Genomic DNA, 24031 nt, shown 5'->3' on the forward strand with positions numbered 1-24031 from the left:
ACATCGTCGGCTTCTACAACTGCAAACGCATCAATTCAGCATTGGGCAATCTGTCGCCCGCCGTCTACGAACGGAAAATGGCAGTACGCGAACCTATCGTGGTGTCCGAAATTACTTGACCACAGCATGGAAAGGCAACAGCCGCCAGTGCTCACTCTGCTGAATACAACAGCGCGCGCCCCATCACGCAGGAATTCCCCTCGAAAATGCTACAGTGCCCGTAACGACAGAGGAGAGGCCCATGCCAAAAATCCACGCGATTATCTTCGACCTGTACGGCACCCTGTACGACGTGCACTCGGTGTCCCAAGCCTGCGAGCAAGCCTACCCCGGCCACGGCGACGCCATCGCCCGCCTGTGGCGCCAGACCCAGATGGACTACACCTGGCTGCGCAGCCTGATGGAGCGCCACGCCGATTTCGAGACCGTCACCGAAGACGCGCTGCGCTTTACCTGCGCCAAGCTGGGCCTGCCGCTGCTGGCCGGCACCGTGCGCCAGCTCAGCGACCAGTATCTGCACCTCGACCCCCATCCCGACATGCCGGCCACCCTGCGCCGCCTGCGCGACGCCGGCGTGCCGATGATCATCGCCTCGAACGGTTCGCGCAACACCATCAGCCAAGTCGTGGCGAATTCGGGCATGAAATGGGCCTTCGACCAGTTCGTCAGCGTCGACGAGGTGGAAGTATTCAAACCGCACCGCAAGATTTACCTGCTGGCCGAGCAGCGCGCCGGCTATCCGCGCGAGAATATTCTCTATGTCTCCGCCAACGGCTGGGATGCGAGTGCGGCCAGTTTGTTCGGCTTTCCGGTATGCTGGGTCAATCGCGATGGCGGCCCGCTCGACGAGCTCGGCGCCACGCCCGCCGTCATCGTGCCCGACCTGGCCAGCATGGCCAACTGGCTGCTGGCCCTGCGCTGACAGGCGCATCGGCCAGATCACTGGAAGGCGGCGCGAAACTTGCGTATGATGCGGATTCTGTTTCGCGCCACCATTTATTACTTATTCCAGACAACACGCCATGCGCGAAAGCTTGCTTACTCCGTCGCTCTCGCCCTCCGCGGCGCCAACGGCCAACCTGTATTCGGTGCAATCGTCCTTCGTGCTCGCGTTTTTCGGCGGGCCGTTTGCGATCATCCTGTATTCCGCGCTCAATTCCTGGAAGCTCAGGCGCCCGCTCGACGCGCTGGTGTATCTGGCGGGAATGGCGCTGGCGGTGTCCTACCTGGTCGCCGTCTGGACCGCCTATGCGCCGCTGGTACAACTGGTGAATGTAATCGGCAGGAGCGCGGCGGAAGCCTTGTGGCGCGCACTGGCGCTGGCGCTGATGGGGGTCGTGTATCTCCTGCACCGCAAACAGCACCGTTCCGCCGCCTTGTTCGCCGGTAAAACGCCGTCGCCCTGGATTCCGGCCATTGCCTGCGCCGTGCTGGCGTACGGCATGAAAAAGGCGCTCGAGTTTTACCTTCTGGCACCCATCCCATGAACGACCACAGTGTGTTATCGGCGCGCGATTACAGCCGGCGCGTGCAGGGCCTGATCGAACGCAACCGCTATGCGCAAGCGCGCGATGAACTGGCCGAGGCGCTGGCCCAGTATCCCGACGACAGCGACCTGCTGTACGGCGCGGCGCTGGTCGATTACCTGACCGGCAAGCCGGACGACGCGCGCGAGGCCTTGCTGCGCGTGCTCAGCCGCGAACCCGACCATGCCGCGGGACGCTCCCTGCTTGCCACCCTGTATCAGGAAAGCGGCGAACTGCCCGCAGCCGAAACGGTGCTGATCGACCTGCTCAGGGACTATCCCGCGTCGGGCCATCTGTACGCGCGCTACGCCATGCTGATGTACCGCACCATGCACATCGACAAGGCCAAGGCCCTGGCGCACGAAGCGCTGCGCCTCGATCCGGACGATGAACTGGCCCTGATCGCCTGCATGATGGGCGACCTGATCGACGGCCGCAAAGGCGCCGAGCAGGAACGCCTGGCCACCTTGATGACCCGCCATCCCGAAAGTACGGGCACGGCGCATATGCTGATCACCCACCTGGTGCGGCGTGGCAAATACCGGGCCGCCAAGCGGATTGCCATCGAACTGCTGAAACAGAATCCGGGCTCGCGCGAGATCCTCGGGCTGGTGGTCGAACTCGATGCCCTGAGCCACTGGAGCATGCTGCCGCTGTGGCCGTTCAACCGCTGGGGCTGGGCGGCATCGGTCGTGTTGTGGGTGGCGATGGTGGCTGTGTTCAGTGGCGCCGGCAACGTTGCCCCGCACATTCTGGGACCGCTCAATATCTTCCTGATCGGGTATTGTGTGTACTCCTGGATTTTCCCTCCTTTGCTCAAGCGCTGGCTGAAACGCCGCGCAGGAATTTGATGACCATGACTATGTCGCGTGAACAATACGAAGCGTCGCTGGTAAGCGATCCGTTCAACACAGCCAACCGGCTCGCCTACGCCCGTCTGCTGCTCGACGAAAACGATGCGAACGCCGCGCTGGTGCAGTTCGAGCTGGCCGAACGCCAGGCGCCCGGAGCGGCCGCCTCGAGCGGCAAGGCGCAGGCGCTGCTGGCGCTTGGCAGCAACAGCGATGCGCTGGCCGCCTACGGCCGCGCGCGCCAGCAGGATGGCTTCGTGCCGGTGCCGGCGCTGGAACAGTTGCAGCAGAGTGCGCGTCCGGCCTCGGGGCCGGCGCTGTCGCTGGTGGGGCAGAGCGCCAACGTGGTGCCGCTCAAGCCGCAAGCGCCGGACGCGGTGCGCTTTGCCGATGTGGGCGGGATGGAAGACTTGAAGAAGATGCTGCGCCTGCACATCATCGAGCCATTCTTGCGGCCGTCGCTGTTTGCCAAGTTCAAGAAGCAGGGCGGCGGCGGGATTTTGCTGTACGGCCCGCCGGGCTGCGGCAAGACCATGATCGCGCGCGCGATTGCCAACGAGTGCAATGCCTCGTTCGTGTCGGTCGGCATCAGCGAAGTGTTGAATATGTGGATGGGCGAGAGCGAGCGCAACCTGGCGCAACTGTTCGAAAAGGCGCGCGCGCAAAAGCCGTGCGTGCTGTTCTTCGACGAGCTCGATGCGCTGGCATTCTCGCGTTCCAAGGCGCAGAGCGAACACAGCCGCACGATCGTCAATGAATTCCTGTCGCAGCTCGACGGTTTCGAGCGCGACAACCGCGACGTGCTGTTCCTGGCGGCCACCAATATGCCGTGGGATGTGGACCAGGCGATGAAACGCACCGGGCGCTTTGCGCGCCAGCTGTTCGTGCCGCCGCCGGACGCCGAAGCGCGCAAGCACATCATCAACATCAAGCTGCGCGAGGTGCCGGTGGAAGGCGTGGATGTGGATGCGCTGGTGGAAGCAACGCCGCATTTTTCGGGCGCCGATATCGATGGCGTGATCGACCTGGCCAAGGAGAGCGCGATTCACGATATTCTGGCGGGCAATCCGGAGCGGCCGATCGGGCCGGGCGATATTGCGTACGCGCTCGATGCGATGCAGCCGTCCACGGTGGAATGGCTGAAAACGGCGCGAAACTTGGTGCGCTACGCGGGCAGCGACGACAGTTATCGCGATGTGGAAAAGTACTTGAAGAAGACCAAGTTTATCTGATCTTGCGCCGTCCCCGCGCCGTAGTGCGGGGACGGCGACGCGTTTACTCCGTTACCGCCAGCGCTTTGTCGGCCCGCACCAGCTGCCGGTTCACCGCGCTCAGCACCGCCTTGAACGAGGCCGTCACGATATTGCTGTCGATCCCCGCGCCGAACATGGTCGGACCATTCTCCAGGCGCAATTCCACATAACATGCCGCCTTGGCGTTGGCGCCCGAGCCGATCGCGTGCTCGTGGTAGTCCATCAGCTTGATATCGAGTCCCAGCGCGTTGACGAAAGCGTCGATCGGCCCGTTGCCGCCACCCTGCAAACTCAGGCTGGCCTGGCGGTGCGCCAGGGTAATATCGATCTGCACCGGCTCGTCGCTGCTGCTGTCTTCCACCATCTTGTGCGCGCTGTAGGCGTACGGGCTGGTCTGGTCGAAATACTCGCTGCAGAAGATCGCATGAATCTCCTTGGCCGCAATCTCGCGTCCGCTGGCGTCGGCCACCGCCTGTACCGCCCGGCTGAACTCGATCTGCAGGCGGCGCGGCAAGCTCAAGCCGAATTCCTGTTCCAGCAGATACGCCATCCCGCCCTTGCCGGACTGGCTGTTGACGCGAATCACCGCGTCATAACTGCGCCCCAGATCGGCCGGGTCGATCGGCAAATACGGCACTTCCCACAAGGTATTCGGCTTTTGCTGGGCAAAGCCTTTCTTGATCGCATCCTGGTGCGAACCGGAAAACGCGGTAAATACCAGGTCGCCCGCATACGGATGACGCGGATGCACCGGCAACTGGTTGCATTCTTCCACCACCTGGCGCACGGCGTCGATATCGGAGAAATCGAGCCCCGGATGCACGCCCTGGGTGTACAGATTCATCGCCAGGGTGACCAGGTCGACATTGCCGGTGCGCTCGCCGTTGCCGAACAGACAACCTTCGACCCGGTCGGCGCCCGCCATGATGGCCAGCTCGGCCGATGCCACGGCCGTGCCGCGGTCGTTGTGCGGATGGACGCTGATGATCAGCGCATCGCGCCGCGCCAGCTTGCGCGACATCCACTCGATCTGGTCCGCGTACACGTTGGGCGTGCTGCACTCCACGGTGGAAGGCAGGTTGACGATCATCTTGTTGTTCGGCGTCGGCTGCCAGATATCGCTGACGGCGTCGCAGATGTGCTTGGAGAAATCCAGTTCCGTGGTCGAAAACGATTCCGGCGTATATTCGAAGCCCCAGTCGGTCTGCGGATGCTGCTTGACCAGTTCCTTGACCAGTTTGGTGCCGCTGACCGCGATCTCGGTGATCTGCTCGCGCGTCATGCCGAATACGACCTTGCGGAACACCGGCGCCACCGAGTTATACAAGTGCACGATGGCACGGCGCGCGCCCACGGCGGAGTCGACCGTGCGGCGGATCAGTTCCTCGCGCGACTGGGTCAGCACGATGATGGTCACGTCCTCGGGAATGCGGTCTTCATCGATCAGCTTGCGTACGAAATCGAAGTCGGTCTGGGAGGCGGACGGAAAACCGACTTCGATTTCCTTGAGGCCGATCTTGACCAGCATCTCGAAGAAACGCAGCTTTTTCTCCGGGCTCATCGGCTCGATCAGGGCCTGGTTGCCGTCGCGCAGGTCGGTGCTCATCCAGATCGGCGGCCGGGTGATGGCGTTGTCAGGCCACTGGCGGGCGGACAAATTGACTGGAGGGAAAGCGCGGTATTTGGACGATGGATTCTGCAACATCATGGGGTACTCCTGTTTGGCGAAAGCGAATGGGGGCCGGGCGGCGCTGTGGCGAGAGGCTGCCGGGCGGCCACGAATAACGCTAGGCCAGGCAACCGATCGGTAGCTTTAGCAGTAGAAACTGGGTGATGGAGACGGATGCGAACATGGGTCGAGCTTTCCTGGGGTTTTACAACTCGCCGGCGGGGAGCCGGGCGGCGCACTGCGGTGATTACGCGCGTGCAGCTAGTAGCGTCGCTAGCGATAGCGCGCCAGCGAGCAGGGGGAAAGACGACAGATGCAGGGAAGATGACATGAGTTCACTGTACGTCAGGCCGCGCCGGCTTGTCAAGCGCTGATGTGCAACGCTTGCCAACCGCCGCCGCCAGGCCAGACAGCCGCTGCTACAGGTCGAGAAACATGTCGAAGCCGCCGTAGATCATGCGCTTGCCGTCGAAGGGCATGTCGGTGCCTTTCATGAAGTCGGCCATGCGCGGGTCTTTCATGACCTTGTCGTTGACTTCGTCGCGGTGGGCGCGCGATGCGTACACGATCCAGGAAAACACCACGGTTTCGCCCGGCTGCAGGTTGACGCTTTGGGGGAAGGAGGTGAGTTTGCCGGGTTTGACGTCGTCGGCGATGCATTCGCGGTACTGCAAGGCGCCATGTTCGCGCCAGATGGCGCCGCAGGTGGCCGCCATGGCGCGGTAGCTTTCGAGATTGCTGGTGGGGAGGGGAAGGACGAAACCATCGACATAAGCCATCATGTTCTCCTGTCGCTGCACAATATGGGTACGTACAGTGGGTACGTACAGCCGATCATACCCCTCCCGCGTCCAGGGGCCCGCACCATACCCAAATTAAATTGCCAATGTTGCGTTTTGCCTTTCAAGGCCAAGGTCTGGCGAATTGCGTTGCCTTTTTGTCGGCGGCGGTGCAGTAAATACCTCGTCGAGGGAATATATATCTGTGCGGGCTTTGCCGCGCGCAAGCGTCGCCACTCCGTCTGACGCGCCCCGGGCTACGCGCCCCGGGCTACGCGCCCCGGGCTACGCGCCCCGGGCTACGCGCCCCGGGCTACGCGCCCCGGGCTACGCGCCCCGGGCTACGCGCCCCGCGCAGCCTTACGCCGCGACCTGGACCCGTGGCGCGCCGGCCGTCATCTCGCCGATCACGGCCGCGCTCTCGAAGCCTTCGCGCGCGAACAGCGCCAGCACCTCGTCCACGCTGCCCGGATCGCACGACACCAGCAGTCCGCCCGAGGTTTGCGGGTCGGTCAGCAGGTTGTGCTGCGCCGCGCTGATGCTCGGCGAGAGCGTCACGTCCTTGCCGTAGGCATCCCAGTTGCGTCCCGAGGCGCCGGTAAAGTAGCCATCGTGCGCCAGCTGTTCCACGCCCGGCAGCAGCGGAATCTGCGCCATGCTCAGCTGCGCCGTCAGTTGCGCGCCGCGCGCCAGTTCCAGCAGGTGGCCCAAGAGGCCAAAGCCGGTGACATCGGTCAGCGCATGCACCCCTTCCATCTCCGAGAGCGCCTTGCCCGGTTTATTCAGTTTGGTGGTATTGGCGATCATGGCGGCGTAGCCGTCCGGCCCCAGCATGTCTTTCTTGAGCGCCGCCGAGAGCACGCCCACGCCCAGCGGTTTGCCGAGAATGAGCACGTCGCCGGCGCGCGCGTCGGCGTTGCGCTTGACCTTGGACGGATGCACCAGGCCCAGCACCACCAGGCCGTAGATCGGCTCGACCGAGTCGATGGTGTGGCCGCCGGCGATCGGAATGCCCGCTTCGGCGCACATGACCTGGCCGCCGCGAATGATCTCGCCGATGGTCTCGAGCGGCAGCTTATTGATCGGCATGCCCACCAAGGCCAGCGCCATGATCGGCGTGCCGCCCATCGCGTACACGTCGGAAATCGCGTTGGTGGCGGCGATGCGGCCGAAATCGAACGGGTCGTCGACGATCGGCATGAAAAAATCGGTGGTGGCGATCAGCGCCTGCTCGTCATTGAGCTTGTAGACGGCGGCGTCGTCGGCCGTCTCGATCCCGACCATCAGTTCTTTCGGCAGCGGGAAGCCGCCCGAGTTTTTCAGGATTTCGGACAGCACGCCCGGCGCGATCTTGCAGCCGCAGCCGCCGCCATGCGAAAACGAGGTGAGTTTGATGGGGGTCTCTGGGGCATTGCTCATGATCGGTGTCCATTTCGGTAAAAGGCGGGTCAGACCAGATTATCCACCAAGTCGAGCACGCAGGCACGCTCGCGCTCCGGGGCGAACAGGAGGGCGCGCGCGTCGCACTGGCGCCGCAGCAGTGCGTGGAAGGCTTCATCGTCGATGCAGCGCTCTATCAGGCGCGCCAGCGCGGGGGCGTCGCCCGGCGCAAAGTAGCCGGCGTAGTCCTCGCCCAGCATGCCGCGGTTGCCGCTGATATCGCTGGCCAGCACCGGCACCGCGCTGGTGACGGCTTCGATGATGACGTTGGCGCCGCCTTCCATGTGCGAGGCGATCACCATCGCGTGGCAGCGCTTGAGGCGCTGGCGCGCCTGTGCGTGCGCCAGGTTGCCGAGCCACTGGTAGCGCGGGTTGGCCGCCGCCATGGCGCGCGCCGCCTCGCCCAGCGCGGCATCGAGCGCGCCGCCGATGTGCAGCAGGCGCGCGCCGGGGCTGGTGACCAGGGCGCTGGCGCGCATGAAGGTCAGCGGGTCTTTTTCGGGGCGCAGATGGCCGATCATGCAAATGTCGGCATGGCGCCGCGCGGGTGCGTGGCGGTGCGGCGCCAGCGCGTGGGCGGACTGGTAAATCACGCTTGTTTTCGCATGCAGCTCGGGCGGCAGCAGGGCCAGGCCGGCGCCTTGCAGCAGCACCAGCGCGCTGGCATGATGCAGCGAAGCCTGGGCCTCGGTGCAGGTGGCGATATCGCGATACAGGTCGGTCCCGGTCAGTACCAGCACCGAGGGCCGCTCGGGGCAGGCTCGGGTAAAGGCGGCCAGCGCCGCGGCCGAGCGGCGCGCATGCAGGGCGATGAGCAGGTCGGGCGCGTCGTCCGACGGCTGCCATCCGGGGGCGATGGCGACCCGGTAGCGCGCGCGCAGGAAGTGCGCCCAGCGGCTGGCGGTCTGCCAGTTGCCGTTGTTTTCCTTCGCCGAGGCGGGACTGACGATCAGTAGCTGTTTCTTCACGCAGCGCTGCCTTTGAAAAAGTCGTTACAATCGACGCCATGAACTCAACCACCGCATCGATCCCCGCATCCTTTCGTTACGCCAGGGGGCAGCAACTGGCCGAGGCGCTCCAGGATGCCCGAAATTATACGCTTGGCCTGTTCGACTGCTTCGCCGCCGTGGGCTACGACAGCCTGGCGCGCGTGCCGCACATCGCCACCATCAATCCGCCGCTGTGGGAGCTGGGGCACACGGCGTGGTTTGCCGAGTGGTTCATCCTGCGCGAAGCCACATCGAGCCACCCGGCCGACGCCCAGCGCCATTCGCTGCTCACGCGCGGCGACGACTGGTTCGATTCGAACACCGTGCCGCACCGCTCGCGCTGGACGCTCGATTTGCCCAGCGCCGGCGCGCTCAAGACCTACTGCCACGAAGTGCTCGACCGCACGCTCGACAAGCTCTCGCGCGAGGCCGGCCTCGATGAGGCATTGTATCCGTACCGGCTGGCGCTGGCGCACGAAGACATGCACGGCGAGGCCTATCTGTACACCTTGCAGACGCTCGGCGTGCCGGTGCCCGACCGGCTGCTGCGCGCTGACGCGCTGTACGGGCCGTCGTCCGAAGTCGCCTATCCGGGTGGCACCCTGGTGCAGGGCGGGGTGCAGGAGGGTGGCTTCGTGTTCGACAACGAGCGCCAGGCGCACCCGCTGTATGTGGCGCCGTTTCGCATCGATGCGTCGCTGGTGACGAACGCGCAGTTTGCCGATTTCGTCGCCGATGGCGGCTACCAGAACCGCCAGTACTGGAGCGCGGCCGGCAGCGCGTGGCTGATGGGGCAGGAGCGCTCGTCGCCGCGCTACTGGCAGCGCGACGGCGACCAGTGGCGCACCATGCGCTTCGGGCGCCTGTCTACCCTGGCGCCGGCCGAACCGGTGCGCCATGTGTGCCTGTTCGAGGCGCAGGCGTATTGCGCGTGGGCGGGCAGGCGTTTGCCGGGCGAGGCGGAGTGGGAGTATGCGGCCAATTCGGGGCAGGCGGGATTCCGTTGGGGCCAGCTGTGGGAGTGGACCAGCAGCGCGTTCGAGCCGTATCCGGGCTTCGTGGCGGACCGCTACCGCGAGTATTCGGCGCCGTGGTTCATGACGCACCAGGTGCTGCGCGGCGCGTCGTTCGCCACGCCCGCGCGCTTTGTGTCGGCGCGCTTCCGCAATTTTTTCAAGCCGGAGCGCGACGATCTCTTTTGCGGCTTCCGCACCTGCGCCCTGTAAGCGCGGGACGAAAAAAAACGGCCGCCGAAGCAGCCGTTCTTTAGTGTGTCGTTACAGCGGACGAATTAACGGTCGCCGTACGAGGTGCGGGTGCGCTCGGAAGCCGGACGCGGGTTCGAACCCTTGTAGCCGCCGCCGGTCGCGCCTTCCTTGCGCGGAGCGCCCGGTTTGCTGAACGTACGCTGGCCTGGCTTGGCGCCGCCGCGGTTGTCGCCTGGTTTCCAGGTGCCTGGACGGGCAGCCGAACGTGGCGCCGACGCGGTTTTCTTCGGCTCGAAGCCTTCGATCACGTTGACCGGAATGAGCTGCTTGGTGAAGCGCTCGATGCGCTTGACGTTCATGCCTTCGGCATGGTTCACCAGCGAGATCGCCAGGCCATTGCGGCCGGCGCGGCCGGTACGGCCGATACGGTGCACATAGTCTTCAGGGAACTTCGGCAGATCGTAGTTGAACACGTGGGTGATGTTCGGGACATCGATACCACGGGCTGCAACGTCGGTCGCCACCAGCACGCGAACCTGGCCGCGGCGCAGGCCGTCGAGCGTACGGTTACGCGCGCCCTGGTGCATGTCGCCATGCAGTGCGGCAGCCGAGAAACCGGCGATGTTCAGGCGGTCGGCGATGGTGTCGGCGTCACGCTTGGTGGCGGTGAAGACCACTGCCTGATCCAAGGTTTCGTCGCGCAGCAGATGGTCGAGCAGGCGGTTCTTGTGCGACAGGTCGTCGACGAAGTGAACGCGCTGCACGATGTTTTCGTGCTTCGAAGCCGAACCGGCGATCTGGATGATCATCGGGTCGGTCGTGATGCGGCGCGCCATGTTGCCAACCATGCCGTCGAGCGTGGCCGAGAACAGCATGGTCTGGCGGTTGGCAGGGGTGGCGGCGATGATCTTTTCGATGTCGTCGATGAAACCCATGTCGAGCATGCGGTCAGCTTCGTCCAGCACCAGGATTTCGAGTTCCGAGAAATCGATCTTGCCCGATTCCATGTGGTCGATCAGACGGCCAGGGGTAGCGACCAGGATTTCCGGGTTGCGCGCCAGCAGTTGCATCTGTTTAGGATAAGGCATGCCGCCCAGGATCGACACCGCCTTGATACGGCGGATCTGGGTGCCGTATTTTTCGGTGGCGCTGGTCACTTGCAGGGCCAGTTCGCGGGTCGGGGTCAGCACCAGCATTTTAGGCTGTGCAGCTTTGAAACGTGGACGCTCACCGCGGGCACGCGCATTCTGCGCTTCCTGGGCTGCATTCTTGGACGCCTGCGATTGCTCGGCAACGGCGAATTTGTGGAGTGCTGGCAGCATGAATGCTGCGGTCTTGCCGGAACCGGTCTGCGACGATACCAGCAGGTCGCGGCCGCTGATGGCGGCGGGAACAGCTTGCTCCTGGACTGGGGTCGGCACGGTGTAACCGGCATCGGTTACTGCTTTTACGATAGACGCGTGGAGGCCTAATGCTTCAAAACTCATTATGTTTTTTTCTTTCGGTATAGATCAGCGCCCGAGCACATGCTCCGAGCGCAAAATAGCAACGCCAACCAACACAACGAAATGACTCAGGATGAAAGAAATTTCGGCACAAAAGCTTTGCGCCGGGACGGTGTCAGGTGCGACACACAAGGCGGGAGGGCTTTATTGAGGGTATCCGTGGGATACGCCTAGGCTTGCGAAGCTGCTAGTTTTACTTCTTTGTTACTGCTAAGGGCCATCGCTTCAGTCTGATTGCGAGAAACGTATTGCAGCGCACAAACAACACTATACAGTAGTTTCACTGTGCTTGTATAGGTAAATCCGAATAGTGTGTATGCAAGAACTGGATTTACTGAAGAAGTCTTGGTAGATATAAAGAGGGGCAGGGCGGGTGCAGTCGCTGCACCCGCCATCAGGCCTTAGCCGCCGCGCCGCTTGTAGCGCGAGGACTCGTTGGCCGCCGATTTGGCGCCGCGTGCCGAAACACGCGTTTTCAGTTCGGCGACCTTGCCCTTGATGCGTTCGGCATTGGTCTGCTTTTCAGCACGGCCGCCACGGCGGCCGGCGCGTTCGGCTTCAAAGGCCATCACCGCGTTGTCGACCACGTGTTCGGCAATATCGGTCTGGACCGAGGTCGAGATTTTCGGCACCAGGATGGTCGAGCCGGCCTTCAGGCGTGTTGCTGCCGGAATATTGTTAGCCTGGCGAATCACTTCCGGGGTAGTGCCGAAGCGCGACGCCAGCGAGGCGATGCTGTCCTTGGCGCCGGTAATCTTGTGCGTGGTCCAGGTCGACAGCGAACGGCCCCATTGCGCCAGGTTCAGATGGAACTTTTCCGCATTTTGCTGCGGCAGCAAAATCTTGGTCTGTTCGCCGCCGGTGATGACCGGACGGTTGAACTGGGGATTGAGCGCCTTGAACTCTTCGACCGACAATTCGGCCAGCTGGGCCGCGATGGTCAGGTCGATGTCGCTGGTCTTGTCGACCGCGGTGAAATACGGCGAATTGTCGATCACCGGCAGCGACACGTGGTACTGGGCCGGGTTGGCGATGATGTTCTTGACCGCCTGCAGCTTCGGCACGTATTCGCGCGTTTCGGCCGGCATGTGCTCGTACAGGCTTTCGTAGTCGGTCGGCTTGCCGAGCGCCTGGTTCTTCTTGATGGCGCGCTGGACATTGCCTTCGCCCCAGTTATAGGCGGCCAGGGCCAGCGGCCAGTCGCCGAACATGCCGTACAGGCGCTGCAGGTAGCTCAGCGCGGCATCGGTCGAGGCCAGCACGCCGCGGCGCTCGTCCTTGAACATGTCTTGCTTGAGATTGAAATCCTTGCCGGTGCCGGGCACGAACTGCCACATGCCGGCAGCGTTGGCCTTGGAATAGGCTTGCGGATTGAAGGCCGATTCGATAATCGGCAGCAATGCCAGCTCGGTCGGCATGTTGCGCTTCTCGAGTTCCTGGACCACGTGGAACAGGTAGCGCGAGGCGCGCGCCGAGGTGCGGGCGATATAGTCGGGACGGGTGCTGTACCACTTGACGTGCTTGGCAACAAGCTCGTTTTCGATATCGGGAATCGCGTAACCGGTGCGGATACGGCCCCAGACATCGGCTTCCTTGTATTCATCGGCCTTGACGGCGGGAAAGGCCTGGAGCGGGGCTGGTGCGGGCCTGGCAGTCGGGGCGAGCGGCGCGACGTTGGTCGAAACAGAGTCGACCGCGTGGCTGAGCGCAGGCGCGAGCATCAGAACGAGGACTGCAAGTGAAGTGGTATTGCGTGTCGTTTTTTGCATAGCGTTCCATTGTTGGGGCCGAAAACAGCCGGACAGACGAACAGATAAGGTCGGAGTGTACGTACCACTTCTGGTTTGAGTCAAGTCAAATAACTGTGTGCGGGGCAAATATTTTGATAACACTTCCAACCAATATTGTTGCATCGGAAAAGACCAATTGCCGGGAGTATGCCTTAAAAATGCCAGGATGCTATCAGTGTATGGACGGGGACGCTTCGGATACTCCGGGGGGGTATGCATGATTTTCTCCTATGGCACGGATGAGCCGGAGAGCGCTGCGCGGGGCCGTCGGGGCTGCACGCGGTACGCCGGGAAACAATACCAGAACCGGGGCGCCGCCGGGGGCGGGGCGGATCGGTGGTCGGGTTTTAAAGTACCCCGAAATGCGGGCGCGCCTATGAGGTGGCGCAAAGAGTGCGTACAATTTGGGTTCGCGTCGCGCGCTTGCGTACCGCGCATTTCCTCTTATATCAGTGAAAGCATCACCATGAGCACCCCCAATCTGAACGCCGACGATGAGCAGATCATTGCTGCTACCCAACAATGGCTGGAAAAGGCTGTCATCGGACTCAATCTGTGTCCGTTCGCCAAAGCGGTTCATGTGAAAAAGCAGGTGCGCTACGTCGTTTCCAGCGCCACCACGCCGGAAGTCTTGCTCGAAACCCTGATGAATGAGCTGCAACTGCTGTCCGATACCGATCCGGAAACGATCGACACCACCTTGCTGATCCATCCCTTCGTCTTGAATGACTTCCTCGACTACAACGAATTTCTCGACGTAGCCGATGCCGCGCTGGAAGACATGCAGCTCGACGGCGAACTGCAGGTGGCCAGTTTTCACCCGCAATACCAGTTCGCGGATACCGATATCAACGATATCAGCAATTTTACCAACCGCGCCCCGTATCCGATCCTGCACCTGCTGCGCGAAGACAGCATCGAACGCGCGGTCGAGGCCTTCCCGGAAGCGTCCGAGATTTTCGACAAGAATATCGAGACCATGCAAAAGCTTGGCCATGACGGCTGGGACGCGCTCGATGTCGGCCCCGCCAAGTGAGGGTGGCGTGAAGCCGCCCGAGCGGCCGGACACGCCCTGTGTCGCGGTCTGCTCGACCACCTTCGACGAGATCTGCCGCGGCTGCGGGCGCAGCGTGGTGGAAGTGGCGCACTGGGTCTCGATGAGCGACGCCGAGAAGGAAGTGGTGTGGGTGCGCATCCTGGCGCAAGGCTACCCGCGCCGCAATACCTGACGCACGATCCCGGTGCGCGGGCGGGGAGCCGGACGGCTCCCCTGACTATATATATGTAGACGGCTTAAAACGAACCGATGAAGTCTTTCTTGCCCACTTCCACGCCGTTATGGCGCAGGATCGCGTACGCGGTGGTGGCATGGAAATAGAAGTGCGGCAGCGCGTAATGCGCCAGGTAGACCTGTCCCTTGAAATGCTTGGCGTTGGCGCCGCTGCTGGTGCTGATGTCGCGCTGGGCGCTCGCTTCGATGCCATCCTGCGGCAAGCCATTGATGAAATCGAGCGTCTTGGCGATGCGGTCCTTCAGGTCGGCGAAGGTTTGCTCGGTATCGTCATAGCGCGGCACGTCCACGCCGGCCAGGCGGGCGCAGCAGCCCTTGGCGAAGTCGGCCGCCACCTGGACCTGGCGCAGGAACGGGAACATGTCCGGATACAGGCGCGCCTGCAGCAGGGCCGCCGGCTCGATCTTCTTGTCGGTGGCGTGGGCTTCGGCCTTGTCGATGACGGCCGACAGGCTGGTCAGGATTTGCTTGAAAACGGGCACCGAAGCGTCGTACATGGAAAAAGTCATGGGGAATCCCTGTTAGAAAAGTGCTGCGATGATAGCAAGCCGGCGCGATTCGCGCTGAGGCGCCTGCCGTTTGCCTCCCTTCGCCCCTCATCGCTGCGCTCACGACCGCTTTCTCCGTGTGCGCTGCGCACACCACCCTGGGGTCTTCAAGCGCTGGTACCGATTCCGCTGGTGCGCCTGTTTCACACAGCGGCGCGCCCGGATCATGCCATCTCGCTCAGTCGAGCTTGATCTCGGCAACCCGACCTTGAGCAATCGCCCGTTCGATGTCCTTCGCTGTACGTGGTTTGGTGATTTTCAAGCTTGAAACGGAAAACACCGGTTTGTCGAATGTCGCGTTTGCAGCAGGTCCAGCTGGCACATCGGGAGCAGCTCCGGTGCGTATCACGCGCTTGCTTGCTTTAGTTTTGAGAATTGGTTTCATGGCAATAACCCTCGTGTGAGGCAGTATTGATGTAGTGTAGTCCAAGATGCGCTACCGGGCGTCAGGTCGAACGTCATATCCCAGCCATCGCCTTTTTCCTTCCACCATTGTAGATCCGCCTGGATTATCTGAGAGACGCGCGTCATCCCATGCAGATGTGGCACTGTCTCGATGAGCTTCAACATCGCAGGATGAAGCATGGTGTCAAAGCCCAGCCTTGGCCAGGCTTCGTATCCCCAGAAATCCTCGCTCCAGGTGTGGCCTTTGATGCCGCTTCCCCCAGCCGCAAGCAGTTCAATGTTCGAAAAGCCCAGACTGTGGGCCTCATGTGCCATCCTGAGAAGAACAACCGCACCGAAATTTTTGGGGCATGTCTCGGCAAACCGGATGTAATCGAGATACAGGCTGATTCCTTCTTGCTTACTGCGAATCTCGACGTAATTCGCATTTCGCCAGTCATTGACAATCAAATTGTCGTGGCGGCTTTCCAGCTAAATCGCTACATCGTCCTGGGCGACCAATACCTCACCACCTGCCGGGCAGCCAGCCAAGGTCGTTTCGGGTATGTCGTTGCCCGGCGTCATAAGTTACTCCAGAAGGTACCGGCCCGGCCGGCAACGAGAATGATGGTCAAACCCGCAAGGTATGGGTCAGGACTCCAGAACCGTCCGCGCTTGTGCCGGCGCCTCGTTGACAAGGGAAGCGCGAACTTGCACCCCAGTGCAAGCAATAACGTCAACTGTTTTCCCATTCGTCACTAAAACGCCTCATCCACCCGTGCCGTTGATGACTTGGCGGGTCCTTCCGTGCATAATTCCGTATAGAAAACTTTTATTGTCCAAATTATCATTCCGACATCCTCGCGTATGCTTTCCGACTCGCTGCATGCTTAGCACGGCCTACCAACGTTTCCGTACCAAGCTGGGCAGGCTGTACGGGCTGTCGATCTACGGCGCGCTGATGCTGGTCGTCTTCGGCGGCCTGGTCATTCCCGCCATGATCGGCAGCTATGTGCTGATCGGCGTGCAGGAGCAGAAGGCGGCCAAGGCGGTGCTGAACGAGTCGTTGCGCCGCAACGCCGACATCCTGGCCCTCGGCATGCAGGAGTCGCTGTGGAACATGAACGCCGAATCGGCCCAGTCGCTGGTCGAGTCGGTGATGCGCGATCCGTCGGTGCTGCATGTCCAGGTGATCGGCCAAGCCGACGCCCAGTTCATCAACATCCATTCGGCCCGGCGCCCGGTCGGGAGAATCTACCGCGCCGAACGCGACATCCTGGTGCGCGGCGAGCGCATCGGCGTGGTCGTGGTCGAGATGGACGACGCCCGCAGCCAGCAGGAATTGCGCGGCAAGCAGTCCAGCTACGCTTTTGTGCTGGCGTTCCAGCTGACCGTGTCGCTGGCGCTGATCGTGCTGTTCCTGAACAAGCGCTTGCTGGTGCCGCTGCGCCAGCTGATGAAGTTTTCCGACCGCCTCTCGCACGGCGACTTCGAAACGCGCCTCGAGCTCGAAGGCAGCGATGAACTGGGCCGCCTGGCCAACCAGATGGAGCAAATGCGGGTCGCCATCAAGCACCTGTTCGAAGACATCGGCCGGCGCGAGGAGCGCTTTCGCACCATCGTCACCCAGGTGCCGGGCGCGGTGTTCCGCGTGCGTCCGGGCGGCTCCATCGATTTTGTCAGCGACGCCATTGAAGACATTTCCGGCTACGCCGCCGCGCTCTTCATGCGCAGCACCACCGACGCCTGGTCGGACCTGATCTGCCCCGAAGACCGGCGCATGCAAAGCCGCACCGTGCGCGAAGCGATGAGCGGCGGGCGGTCGTACGAGATCGAATACCGCATCATCGATGCCACCGGCACCGAGCGCTGGGTGTCCGAGAACGGCCAGCCGCAGGCCGCCGACAAGCTTGAGGATTCGTGGGTCGACGGGATCATTTCCGACATCAGCGAACGCAAACACAACGAAATGCGCATCGAGGCGCTGCTGACCGAGCAAAGCGCGATTCTGGACAATGTCATGTTTGGCGTGATGTTCGTGCGCGAACGGCACATCGTGTCGGTCAACCGGCGCTGCGAAGACCTGTTCGGCTACGCCAGCGGCGAGATGACCGGCAAGCTGGCCGACATCATGTATCCGAGCTACGACGAATTCCTGCGCGCCGGCGAGCGCCAGTACGCGGCCCTGGCCGACGGCAAGGACTACAACGAGGAACGCCAGTACATGAAGGAAGACGGCACCGTGTTCTGGTGCCGCGTGAGCGGTTGCGCGCTCGACCCGGCGCGCCCCAACGGCGGCAGCATCTGGGTGTATGCCGACGTCACCGAGCGGCGCGAAGCCGAGGAAAAGCTGCGCCTGTCAGCCACGGTGCTCGAACATATCGCCGACGCCGTGATGGTGATCGACGTCGATCTCGAGATCGTGGCGGTCAACCCGGCGTTCACCCAGATCACCGGCTTCACCGAAATCGAAGCGGTCGGCAAGGATGTGCGCCTGACCCGCTCGCCCAACGAAAACGCCGCTATGTACCAGCAGATGTGGGCCGAACTGGAAGAAAACGGCTTCTGGCGCGGCGAGCGCTGGGACACGCGCAAGAACGGCGAAACCTATCTGCAATGGCTGACCGTGTCGGCGGTGCGCGACGACCAGGGCGCGACCACGCACTATGTGGCGGTGTTCAGCGATATCACCAAGGTCAAGGAATCGCAGGAGCAGCTCGATCACATGGCGCACCACGATTCGCTCACCGCGCTGCCCAACCGCCTGCTGTTCCACGACCGCCTGCAGCACGCGCTGGCGCGCGCCTCGCGCGACGGCCAGCAACTGGCGGTGATGTTCATCGACCTCGATCGCTTCAAGAACGTCAACGACACGCTCGGCCACCATGTAGGGGACGAATTGCTCAAGCAGGTGGCGGCGGCCCTGCAGGGCAAGCTGCGCGAAGGCGATACGCTGGCGCGCCTGGGCGGCGACGAATTCATCGTCCTGCTCGAAAACGTGGCCGGCCAGGTCGGCGCCGGCCTGGTGGCCGAAAAACTGATGGCCATGTTCGAACAGCCGTTCATCATTGCCGATTACGAGCTGTTCGTCACCGGCAGCGTCGGCATCAGTGTATTCCCGGACGACGCGGCCGACCTGACCATGCTGATCCGGAATGCCGACGTGGCCATGTACCAGGCCAAGGCGCGCGGGCGCAACGGCTACCAGTTCTATGCGCCGTCGATGACCGGCGAAGGCGTCGAGCGCCTGCGCCTGGAAGCGATGCTGCGCCGCTCGATCGACAAGAACGAGATTTTCCTGAACTACCAGCCGCAGGTCGAAATCGACACCGGGCGCCTGATCGGGGTCGAGGCATTGGTGCGCTGGCACAATCCGGAGCTGGGTAACGTGACCCCGGTGCGCTTCATCCCGCTGGCCGAGGACACCGGTTTCATCAACCAGCTCGGCAAGTGGGTGCTGGAAGAAGCCTGCCGCCAGATGATCCGCTGGGAAGCGGCCGGCCTGCACGTGCCGAAGATCGCGGTCAACCTGTCGGTCAAGCAGTTCGAGCGCGGCAGCATCGTCAACATGGTGGCCGATATCCTGCAGGAGACGGGTCTGGCGCCGCAGCGCCTGCAGCTGGAAGTGACCGAGTCGGTGATCATGAATACCGGCGACGCGCTGGTCTTCATCAACGACCTGCATTCGATCGGCGTGGGCCTGGCGATCGACGATTTCGGCACCGGTTACTCGTCGCTGGCCTACCTCAAGCAGCTGCCGGTGCAGACCCTGAAGATCGACCGCAGCTTCATCAAGGATATTTCGACCGACGTCAACGACGAGGCGATCGCGATCGCCATCATCCAGCTTGGCAAGAGCATGAACCTGGCGGTCATCGCGGAAGGGGTCGAGACCGACGAGCAGGCCGCCTTCCTGCTGCGCCACGGCTGCAACCAGGCGCAGGGCTACCTGTACAGCCGCCCCGAGCTGCCGGACGCGATCCTGGCGCGCTGGAACCGGCTCGCACCGGTGTAAGAGAGCACGATCGCGCTGCCGCGCGCGTGCTACAGTGCCACTCCCCACGCACGCCATGAGAATGCAATGAGCCAGAACGCACCGAAGAACACAAGCCGCCGCCGTTTCCTGCTGGGCGGCCTGGCTGCCGGCGGGGCGCTGGTGGTGGGCTGGGGCGTGCAGCCGCCGCGCCAGCGCCTGCACACGGCGCAGCCGCTGGCGCTGGCCGGCGGCGCGGTGGCCCTGAACGGCTGGGTCGCGATCGCGCCCGACGGCACCGTGTCGGTGGTGGTGCCGCGCTGCGAGATGGGGCAGGGCGTCAACACCGCGCTGCCGATGCTGCTGGCCGAGGAACTCGACGTGCCGCTGGCGCAGGTGCGCATCAGCCAGGCGCCGCTCGACAAGATCTTCAGCAACCTGGAAGTGCTGCGCGAGACGCTGCCCTTCCATCCGGACGACCGTGGCAGCGTCAAGGAAGGCGCGCAGTGGATGCTGGCCAAGGTAGCGCGCGAGATGGGCATCATGATGACGGGCGGCTCAAGCAGCGTGAAGGATGCCTGGCTGCCGATGCGCGAAGCCGGCGCCGTGGCGCGCGCCATGCTCATTGCCGCCGCCGCCAAGGAGTGGGGCGTGCCGGCCGCGCAGTGCAAGGGCACGGCCGGCTTCGTGGTGCACGCCAGCGGCAAACGCGCCTCGTACGGCAGCCTGGCGGCCAGGGCGGCGGCGGCGGGACTCGAGATCGGACCCGGCGACGTGCGCCTCAAGGAGCCGGCCGAGTTCACCCTGATCGGCACCCCGCAGGCGCGCCGCGATTCGCCGGCCAAGGTCAATGGCAGCGCCATGTTCGGGATCGACGCGCGCCCGCCGGGCATGCTGTATGCGGCGCTGACGATGTCGCCGGTGGTGGGCGGCAAGGTCGCTTCATTCGACGCCGGCGCCGCCAAAGCCATGCCGGGCGTGGTGGCGGTGGTCGGGCTGGCGCCGCCGGCCAGCCACAAGACCGGCGCCGGCGCCGGGGTGGCGGTGATCGCCGATACTTACTGGCGCGCGCGCCAGGCGCTTGGCGCGCTGGCCGTCAAATGGGACGAAGGCGCCAACGCCAGCCTGTCGAGCGCCGGTATTTTCAAGCAGCTCGCCAGCGCGCTCGATACCGAATCGGGCTTCACCTACTACGAGACGGGCGACCTGGCCGCGGCCACGGGGGCGGCCAAGGCCGGGGTGAAGACCGTCAGCGCCGAATACCGCGCGCCGTTCCTGGCGCATGCCACCATGGAGCCGGTCAACTGCACCGCGCAGGTCGCGCTCGGCAAGGTCAGGCTGTGGGCCTCGACCCAGGTGCCGAGCATGTGCGTCGACATGGCGGCCAAGGTGGCGGGCGTGGAACGCGCCGACGTCTCGGTCGAGGTGATGCTGCTCGGCGGCGGCTTCGGGCGCCGGCTCGAGGTGGACATGGTGGGACAGGCGGTGGCGCTGGCCATGGCGGCCGGCGGCAAGCCGGTGCAGCTGGTCTGGTCGCGCGAGGACGACATGACGCACGATGTCTACCGCCCGGCCGCGCTGGCGCGCTTTAGCGGCAGCGTGGACGCGCAGGGCCGCATCGTCGCTTACGACAACAAGTCGGCCAGCGGCTCGATCGGCCACCAGTATTTTCCGCGCAACCTGGGCTTGCCGGGCGTCGGTCCGGACAAGACCACGGCCGAAGGCGAGTACGACATGCAGTATGAAATCGCCAATCAGCGCGTGGTGCACGTGATCGTCGACAGCGCCGTGCCGCTCGGTTACTGGCGCTCGGTCGGGCACTCGCACAATGCCTTTTTCAAGGAAAGCTTCATCGACGAACTGGCGCATGCGGCCGGGCAGGATGGGGCGCCGTTCCGGCGCGCGCTGCTGGCGCGCCATCCGCGCCACCTGGCGGTGCTCGACGCGGCGCTGGCCAAGGCCGGCACGGCGCCGGCCGGCCGCGCGCACGGCGTGGCCCTGCACCAGTCGTTCGGCAGCATCGTGGCGCAGGTGGCCGAGGTGTCGGTGACGGACAAGCAGGTGCGCGTGCACCGTGTGGTGTGCGCCATCGATTGCGGGCTGGCGGTCAATCCGAACATCATCGCGCAGCAGATGGAGTCGGCGGTGGTGTTCGGCCTGTCGGCCGCGCTGGGAGGGGAGATCACCCTGAAAAACGGGCGCATCGAGCAGGGCAATTTTGGCGACTATCCGGTGCTGCGGATCGACAGCGCGCCCGAGGTGGAGACGGTGATCATCAAGAGCGCCGAGCCGCCCGAGGGAGTCGGGGAGCCCGGCACGCCGCCGATCGCGCCGGCCGTGGCCAACGCGCTGTTCAAGCTGACCGGCCAGCGCTTGCGCAGCTTGCCGCTGCGCCTGGCCTGAGGCTTATTTTTTCCCCAGGGTTTTCATCAGTTCCGGCACCATCACCGGCATGATGGTTTCTTGCAAGTAGGTGTTCATCCGTGCCTGCATTGCGGCCTCGGCCTTCTTGGCCTTGAGCAGCTGGGCGCGGCGCGCCGGTTTCTTGTTGTCTTCGATGACGGCGCTCATGTCCGCCTCGCTCAGGTCGCTGGCGAGCATGCGCGCTTTCAGGGCGACGATTTCGTCGAACGTGACCTGCTCCTTGAACAGCTTGGCGATGCGCTTCATTTCGGGTTCCATGCCGCTGCTGCCGCCTTCACCCATGACCATGTTCACGTTTTGTATCATGCGCGCTTCCATGCTTGCCGTCATCGCGGCGAATTCCTCGCGCGCGCCAGGCATCTCGCTGAGCAAGGTGCGCGCCATGGCTTCCTTCGGGTTCGCTGGCGGCGCCGGCGGCACGGGTGCCGGCGTCTTGGCGCCGGCCTTTTGCGCGCTCAGCGTTTCAATACGCTGTTCAAGATGCTTGCCCACCGCCGGCAACTGCTTGATGATGGCGGGCGTCATTTTGTTGGTGATGATCTGGCCGACCGGGCTTTGCGCATGCACGATCATGCCCTGCACATCGGCTTCGTCGAGCTCTTTCTGGTAACTCTCGATGGCGATCGGCTCGAGCGCGGACCATTTGACGTATCTGCGGATCACCTTGTTGGTCTGGTCGTACATGGCCTTCTTTTTGGCCTTTTCCTTCGGGTTGGTTTCTTCCTTCCACTCCTTGGCCTGCATTGCGGAGATGGTTTCGACCACGTTGTCGGTCAGGCTGGAGGCCTTGGTGACGTCGAAATACTTGCGCACGGTTTCCTTGGTGGCGGGGGCGGCGTGGGCTTGCGCCATGGCCATGGTGAAGACAAGTGCGGTGGCGGCGTAGCGGCCGGCGTTCATGAGCGATGCGTGCATGGTGGCTTTCGGTAGAGTGGTTGAAATCGGTATGTTGGGGGCGGCGCTTACATGCTGTTCATCATGCGCCGCTGGAATTGCTGCTCGGCTTTGCGCAGCTTGGCCAGCTGCCCGGCGCGCTGCGGGTGCCGGTTGTCCTCGCTCAGGAGCGCGAGTTCAGCGTCGCTCAGGACGCCGCTCAGCAAGCGCGCCTTGAGCAGGGTGACCTTGTCGAACGAGAGCTGCGCTTTCAGCTCGGCCATGCTGCGCGCCATGCCGGCGGCCTCGAAACAGGCCGGGGCCTGCAGGCGCCAGAAGAACGCGCAAGCGGTGTGCATGGGCTGGTTCACGTGTCCGGTGCCGATTAAACGTTGCGCGCCAGCGTGACCTGGCGTATCCACGCGTTGGAGGCGGGAACGAACAGCAGGATCGTCGCGCTCAACGCGATCAGCTGGCTGACCGAGATCAGCACGCCATACTGGGTCGAGTTGGCGAACGCTATTTTCACGACCGAATAGGTGCTCAACAGGCTCAGCGCGGCGATCGCCGTCCAGATCCAGCGCGCCACATTCGAGCCGTGCCAGATGAAGTAGAACAATACACCCATCAGGATGGTGATCACAGCAACGACGCCGTAGACCACGTTGATGATTCCTTCGCCCAGCAGAGCGCTCAAGCCGGCCATGGCCTCGGGCAGGTAGCGGATGTTCACTCCAATGCCGATCAGCAAGTTGAGAACGAGCAGCGCCAGGGCCAGCGAGATGGTGCGCGGGCGCGCTGGAATCACGGCCGGCTCCGCGGGCGCGGCGGCCATGGCGCCCGGCGGTGCGTAAGGGTCGTGCGGCTGGCCCGGGGCAGTGGCGCCGTACATGCCTGGCGCGGCGCTGGCGCCGCCCGCCCCCTTGCGCAGGCGCGGATTGTTGCGGATCTCCTTGAGCTGGCGGAACCAGGCATTGCACGACGGCGCGAACAGCATGCAGGAGAGCACGAACAGCACCAGGTACACGACGCACTTGACCATGGCCGCTCCCGGCGCGTAGACGAACATCATCACGACCGTGCCGAGCGCGACCAGCAGACCGACCAGCATGCACATGATTAGCCAGACCCAGCGCGCCCAGTTGCGCCCGAAGGTGATCAGGGCCAGCATGCCGGCCATGAAGGCGGTGATGAACAGCGAGGTGTTGAGCTGGTTGGCGCGCAGGTTGTCGACCGGCAGGTTGGCCTTTTCCGCCGAACTGGAGAGGTAAGCCACCTGGGCCGACATGGTCGCCAGGTCGATCGCGGTCAGCACCACGATGCAGGTGGCGATCAAGAGCAGCACCAGCATCAGCAGGCCGGGACGCGGCGCGGCGGCCCCGTATGCGGCGGCGGTCTGGACGAAGCCGCCGGAAGGGGTGGCGTCTGGGGAGGAGAGTGGCGTCATGGGGTTTTTTTCAAGCGTGGATGGTTAACCGGGGGCGACGGCGCTGGCCTGCACGCGCGGGAGCGCGCGAGGCCAGGCTGC

At 63.6% G+C, this 24031-nt stretch carries 21 protein-coding genes; 9 read left to right on the forward strand and 12 right to left on the reverse strand.

Annotation, left to right across the window (positions count from 1 at the left end; genetic code table 11):
* Nucleotides 1-241 precede the first annotated feature (241 nt).
* The 4 genes from F1609_RS03020 (at nucleotide 242) to F1609_RS03035 (ending at nucleotide 3609) form a co-directional block, all read left to right on the forward strand.
* Complete coding sequence (locus F1609_RS03020) at nucleotides 242-922, forward strand: haloacid dehalogenase type II (RefSeq protein ID WP_167074591.1); 681 nt, start codon at nucleotides 242-244, stop codon at nucleotides 920-922.
* Between the two features lie 100 nt (nucleotides 923-1022).
* A complete protein-coding gene (locus tag F1609_RS03025) occupies nucleotides 1023-1487 on the forward strand; it encodes a hypothetical protein (RefSeq protein ID WP_167074593.1) in 465 nt (154 codons plus the stop codon).
* Complete coding sequence (locus tag F1609_RS03030) at nucleotides 1484-2377, forward strand: tetratricopeptide repeat protein (RefSeq protein WP_167074595.1); 894 nt, start codon at nucleotides 1484-1486, stop codon at nucleotides 2375-2377. Before F1609_RS03025 ends, F1609_RS03030 begins: the two co-directional genes overlap by 4 nt.
* Nucleotides 2377-3609 carry an ATP-binding protein gene (locus tag F1609_RS03035; RefSeq protein WP_167074597.1) on the forward strand — a complete coding sequence of 411 codons (1233 nt, stop codon included), beginning with the start codon at nucleotides 2377-2379 and terminating at the stop codon, nucleotides 3607-3609. Before F1609_RS03030 ends, F1609_RS03035 begins: the two co-directional genes overlap by 1 nt.
* A 43-nt stretch (nucleotides 3610-3652) precedes the next feature.
* Here F1609_RS03035 and leuA read toward each other — a convergent pair whose 3' ends face one another.
* From leuA to senB, 4 genes are all read right to left on the reverse strand, one after another.
* Nucleotides 3653-5338, reverse strand: coding sequence for a 2-isopropylmalate synthase (gene leuA / locus F1609_RS03040; protein WP_167074599.1), 1686 nt, complete (start codon nucleotides 5336-5338; stop codon nucleotides 3653-3655).
* Between the two features lie 380 nt (nucleotides 5339-5718).
* Nucleotides 5719-6078, reverse strand: coding sequence for a DUF1428 domain-containing protein (locus F1609_RS03045; RefSeq protein WP_167075562.1), 360 nt, complete (start codon nucleotides 6076-6078; stop codon nucleotides 5719-5721).
* A 360-nt stretch (nucleotides 6079-6438) separates the two neighbouring features.
* On the reverse strand, nucleotides 6439-7497 hold the full coding sequence (selD, locus tag F1609_RS03050; RefSeq protein WP_167074601.1) for a selenide, water dikinase SelD: 1059 nt from the start codon (nucleotides 7495-7497) through the stop codon (nucleotides 6439-6441).
* Between the two features lie 29 nt (nucleotides 7498-7526).
* On the reverse strand, nucleotides 7527-8486 hold the full coding sequence (gene senB, locus F1609_RS03055; protein ID WP_167074603.1) for a selenoneine biosynthesis selenosugar synthase SenB: 960 nt from the start codon (nucleotides 8484-8486) through the stop codon (nucleotides 7527-7529).
* 38 nt (nucleotides 8487-8524) lie between these two features.
* Here senB and senA point away from each other — a divergent pair, with 38 nt between their 5' ends.
* Nucleotides 8525-9733 carry a selenoneine synthase SenA gene (gene senA, locus F1609_RS03060; protein WP_187362914.1) on the forward strand — a complete coding sequence of 403 codons (1209 nt, stop codon included), beginning with the start codon at nucleotides 8525-8527 and terminating at the stop codon, nucleotides 9731-9733.
* A gap of 65 nt (nucleotides 9734-9798) precedes the next feature.
* Here senA and F1609_RS03065 read toward each other — a convergent pair whose 3' ends face one another.
* Both F1609_RS03065 and F1609_RS03070 read right to left on the reverse strand, forming a co-directional pair.
* A complete protein-coding gene (locus F1609_RS03065; RefSeq protein WP_167074605.1) occupies nucleotides 9799-11202 on the reverse strand; it encodes a DEAD/DEAH box helicase in 1404 nt (467 codons plus the stop codon).
* A 419-nt stretch (nucleotides 11203-11621) separates the two neighbouring features.
* Entirely contained in the window at nucleotides 11622-12989 is a 1368-nt protein-coding gene (locus F1609_RS03070; protein WP_167074607.1) for a transglycosylase SLT domain-containing protein, read from the reverse strand.
* A gap of 487 nt (nucleotides 12990-13476) precedes the next feature.
* Here F1609_RS03070 and F1609_RS03075 point away from each other — a divergent pair, with 487 nt between their 5' ends.
* Both F1609_RS03075 and F1609_RS03080 read left to right on the forward strand, forming a co-directional pair.
* Nucleotides 13477-14046 (forward strand): DUF1415 domain-containing protein, encoded by a 570-nt coding sequence (locus F1609_RS03075; protein ID WP_167074609.1) that lies wholly within the window; start codon nucleotides 13477-13479, stop codon nucleotides 14044-14046.
* A complete protein-coding gene (locus F1609_RS03080) occupies nucleotides 14027-14239 on the forward strand; it encodes a DUF1289 domain-containing protein (protein ID WP_167074611.1) in 213 nt (70 codons plus the stop codon). The genes F1609_RS03075 and F1609_RS03080 overlap by 20 nt, the downstream gene beginning before the upstream one ends.
* Nucleotides 14240-14303: 64 nt before the next feature.
* Here the strand turns inward: F1609_RS03080 and F1609_RS03085 are convergent, their stop codons facing one another.
* The 3 genes from F1609_RS03085 to F1609_RS03095 all read right to left on the reverse strand — a co-directional run bounded on the left by F1609_RS03085 (nucleotide 14304) and on the right by F1609_RS03095 (nucleotide 15704).
* Complete coding sequence (locus F1609_RS03085) at nucleotides 14304-14810, reverse strand: DUF1993 domain-containing protein (protein ID WP_167074613.1); 507 nt, start codon at nucleotides 14808-14810, stop codon at nucleotides 14304-14306.
* A gap of 217 nt (nucleotides 14811-15027) precedes the next feature.
* Nucleotides 15028-15234, reverse strand: a complete 207-nt coding sequence (locus F1609_RS03090; protein ID WP_167074615.1) for a hypothetical protein — start codon at nucleotides 15232-15234, stop codon at nucleotides 15028-15030.
* A complete protein-coding gene (locus F1609_RS03095; protein ID WP_167074617.1) occupies nucleotides 15231-15704 on the reverse strand; it encodes a hypothetical protein in 474 nt (157 codons plus the stop codon). The genes F1609_RS03090 and F1609_RS03095 overlap by 4 nt, the downstream gene beginning before the upstream one ends.
* Nucleotides 15705-16119: 415 nt before the next feature.
* Here F1609_RS03095 and F1609_RS03100 point away from each other — a divergent pair, with 415 nt between their 5' ends.
* Both F1609_RS03100 and F1609_RS03105 read left to right on the forward strand, forming a co-directional pair.
* Entirely contained in the window at nucleotides 16120-19248 is a 3129-nt protein-coding gene (locus F1609_RS03100) for a bifunctional diguanylate cyclase/phosphodiesterase (protein ID WP_167074619.1), read from the forward strand.
* Between the two features lie 66 nt (nucleotides 19249-19314).
* The gene (locus F1609_RS03105) at nucleotides 19315-21609 is read left to right on the forward strand and encodes a xanthine dehydrogenase family protein molybdopterin-binding subunit (protein WP_167074621.1); all 2295 of its coding nucleotides are present in this window, start codon (nucleotides 19315-19317) and stop codon (nucleotides 21607-21609) included.
* A gap of 3 nt (nucleotides 21610-21612) precedes the next feature.
* Here the strand turns inward: F1609_RS03105 and F1609_RS03110 are convergent, their stop codons facing one another.
* Genes F1609_RS03110 through F1609_RS03120 form a run of 3 tightly spaced genes read right to left on the reverse strand, consistent with a single transcriptional unit; the run spans nucleotide 21613 to nucleotide 23950 of the window.
* Nucleotides 21613-22545, reverse strand: coding sequence for a DUF2059 domain-containing protein (locus F1609_RS03110; RefSeq protein WP_167074622.1), 933 nt, complete (start codon nucleotides 22543-22545; stop codon nucleotides 21613-21615).
* 47 nt (nucleotides 22546-22592) lie between these two features.
* The gene (locus tag F1609_RS03115; RefSeq protein ID WP_167074624.1) at nucleotides 22593-22862 is read right to left on the reverse strand and encodes a hypothetical protein; all 270 of its coding nucleotides are present in this window, start codon (nucleotides 22860-22862) and stop codon (nucleotides 22593-22595) included.
* A gap of 26 nt (nucleotides 22863-22888) precedes the next feature.
* Nucleotides 22889-23950 carry a hypothetical protein gene (locus F1609_RS03120; RefSeq protein ID WP_167074626.1) on the reverse strand — a complete coding sequence of 354 codons (1062 nt, stop codon included), beginning with the start codon at nucleotides 23948-23950 and terminating at the stop codon, nucleotides 22889-22891.
* Between the last annotated feature and the right edge of the window lie 81 nt (nucleotides 23951-24031).

Origin of the sequence: Massilia aquatica, assembly GCF_011682045.1 — a bacterium.
Classification (GTDB): domain Bacteria; phylum Pseudomonadota; class Gammaproteobacteria; order Burkholderiales; family Burkholderiaceae_D; genus Telluria_A; species Telluria_A aquatica.